This window comes from Streptomyces yokosukanensis (assembly GCF_001514035.1).
Classification (GTDB): Bacteria; Actinomycetota; Actinomycetes; order Streptomycetales; family Streptomycetaceae; genus Streptomyces; species Streptomyces yokosukanensis.
Genome location: NZ_KQ948262.1, coordinates 1,400 through 4,436 on the forward strand (window position 1 = coordinate 1,400; position 3,037 = coordinate 4,436).

The 3,037-nt window shown below is 72.4% G+C and carries 1 protein-coding gene; it reads right to left on the reverse strand.

Features of this window, described 5'->3' with window-relative positions:
* A partial coding sequence (locus AQI95_RS47780) for an SDR family NAD(P)-dependent oxidoreductase (protein ID WP_159056771.1) occupies positions 1-3,037 on the reverse strand: 3,037 nt, incomplete at both ends.

Sequence of the window (3,037 nt, forward strand, 5' to 3'; positions counted from 1 at the left end):
ACGGGTCATGGCGGCGAGCCGGTCGGCCAGGGTGGCGCCCGCAGTGGCACCGGAGCCGACCGCGGCGGCGCGCGTCGTGCGGCGCGGTTGGCGCACCAGTCCACGCAGCATCGGCGGCAGCTGTCCCGCCCGTGCCTGCTCCGCCAACGCGGCGAAGTCGAACTTCACCGGGACGAGGGTGGACGCCTCACCGGCCAGGGCCGTGTCGAGCAGGGCCAGGCCGTCCTCGGAGGCGAGCGGGAGCACTCCGCCCCGGTTCATGCGGGCCTGGTCCGACTCGCTCATCGTCGCGATCATGCCGCCGGACTCGGCCCACAGGCCCCAGGCCAGTGAGACGGCGGCGAGACCCTGGGCGCGGCGCCACTGGGCGAACGCGTCCAGGAACGCGTTCGCAGCGGAGTAGTTGCCCTGCCCCGGACCACCGATGACACCGGCGGCGGAGGAGAACAGGACGAACGCCGAGAGGTTCATGTCGCGCGTCAGCTCGTGCAGTGTCAGCGCCGCGTCGACCTTGGGCCGGAAGGTGGCGCCGACACGCTCCTGGGTCAGGCTCGGGATCACGCCGTCGTCGAGGACGCCTGCCGCGTGCACGACGCCGGTCAGCGGCGCCGCGGGCGAGACCGCCGAGAGGAGCTTCTTCACCGCCCTGCGCTTGGACATGTCGCACGCCACCACGGTGACGCTCGCTCCGGCCGCCTCCAGCTCGGCCGTCAGCTCCTGGGCGCCGGGCGCCTGCGGGCCTCGGCGGCTGGTCAACAGCAGGTGCCGCACACCGTGTTCGGTGACGAGGTGCCGTGCGACCAGGCCGCCCAGCGTTCCGGTGCCGCCGGTGACGAGCACGGTGCCCTCGGCGTCCCATGCGGGCCCGGTGCCGGTGTCCGGCGCAACCCGCACCAGTCGGGGCGTGTGCACGACGTCACCGCGCACCGCCACCTGCGCTTCACCCGCGGCCAGTACGCCCGCGAGGGACGGCCTGGACGCCTGGATCTCGTCCACGTCCATGAGCACGATGCGGTCCGGGTTCTCGGCCTGGGCCGCGCGCACGAGGCCCCAGACCGCGGCCCCCGCCGGGTCGGTCACCTCCGTGTCGGCAAAGACGCCGACCGCGCCGCGCGTCACGACGACCAGGCGGGTCTCGTCGAGTTCCGGCGCGGCGAGGAAGGCCTGCAGGGTGCCGAGGACTCGGCCGACGAGGCCGCGGACGCGTTCGGCGCTGACGACACCGTCGACGGCGTCGACGACCAGTACGTCCGGCATCGCCGCGCCGGACCGCACCAGTTCCTCGACGTCGAGGGCCATGGCGACCGGGTGCGGGACGACCGCGGCGGCATCAGCCATCGCGTCAGCCGCCGACGCGGTCCATTCGACGGCGAAGTGGGCGTCCGTGCCGGGACCGGTCCGGCCTGCGGCCTTCACCTGCTCCTGCGCGACCGCGCGCAGGACGAGCGACTCGACCGACGCGACCGGGGCTCCCTCGCCGTCGGCGAGTTCGATCGTCACCGACTCGGGTCCGGTGGGCGTCATGCGCACCCGCAGTGCGGTGGCGCCGGAGGCGTGCAGAGTCATGCCGTTCCACGCGAACGGCAGGATGAGCTTGCCCTCCTCGGCCTTCCGCTCGGTGAAGGCGCCACAGTGCAGGACCGCGTCGAGAAGAGCCGGGTGCAGACCGAATCCGGCCGCCGCCTCGGTGTCGTCCACCGGAAGCGCGACCTCGGCGTAGATGTCCTCACCGCGGGTCCACAGTGCGGTGAGCCCTTGGAACAGCGGTCCGTACGTGTATCCGGCGGCTGCCTGGTCCGAGTAGAAGCCGGTCAGGTCGACGGGCTGCGCGCCTTCCGGGGGCCAGACGCCGAAGGCGGCATCGGATGCCGGTGCGTCGTCGCCCAGTTGTCCACTGGCGTGGCGGGTCCATGGTTCGCCGGACTGCGCGCCGTCGGGCCGCGAGTACACCGCGACCGACCGCACACCGCCACCGGTGTCCTCGCCGACCGTGACCTGGACGCGCACCGCGCCCTTGTCCGGGATCACCAGGGGCGCTTCGATGACCAGTTCGCGCAGGGCCCGCGCGCCGACCTCGTCGCCCGCGCGGATCGCGAGTTCCACCAGGGCGGTGCCGGGCAGCAGGACCGTGCCGGACACGACGTGGTCCGCCAACCAGGGCTGGGCGGCGAGGGAAAGCCGGCCGGTGCACACCACACCGCCGGTGTCGGGGACCCCGACCGCGGTGTCGAGCAGGGGGTGCCCAGTTGCCAGCGCGGGGTCCCCTTCGGACAGCGTCGGGTTCAGCCAGAAACGCTGCCGCTGGAAGGCGTACGTGGGCAGGTCCACACGGTGTGCGCCGGTGCCGGAGAACACCTGCTCCCAGTCGATGCCGACGCCGCGTATGTTCAGCTGCCCCACGGTGGCCATCAGCGCCCGGTCCTCGGGCACATCCCGACGCAGCGACGGCACACAATCCTCCGCCACCATCCCGGTCAGGATGCCGTCCGGACCCAACTCCAGGAAGGTGGCCACCTTCTGCTCCCGCATGGCCTGCACACCGTCGTGGAACCGGACCGTGCCACGCACATGCTCCACCCAGTACTCGGGCGAGCACAGCCGCCCGACATCCGCCACCTCACCCGTCAGATTCGACACCACCGGCAGAGACGGGGCGTTGTACGACAGTCCGGCCGCGACCCTCCGGAAGTCGTCCAGCATCGGATCCATCAACGGCGAGTGGAAGGCGTGCGACACCCGCAGCCGCTTCACGCGGCGACCGTCCAGGGCCTCGGTCACGGCCAGCACCGCATGCTCGGCGCCCGAAAGCACCAGGGCGGTCGGCCCGTTGACGGCGGCAATGCTCACACCGTCCGACAGCAGCGGCGTGACCTCATCCTCGGCGGCCTCCACCGCGACCATCACACCACCGGCCGGCAACGCCTGCATCAACCGACCACGCGCCACCACCAACGTCGCCGCATCCTCCAGCGACCACACACCCGCAACAAAAGCGGCCACCACCTCGCCGATCGAATGACCGGCGAGACAGTGCGGG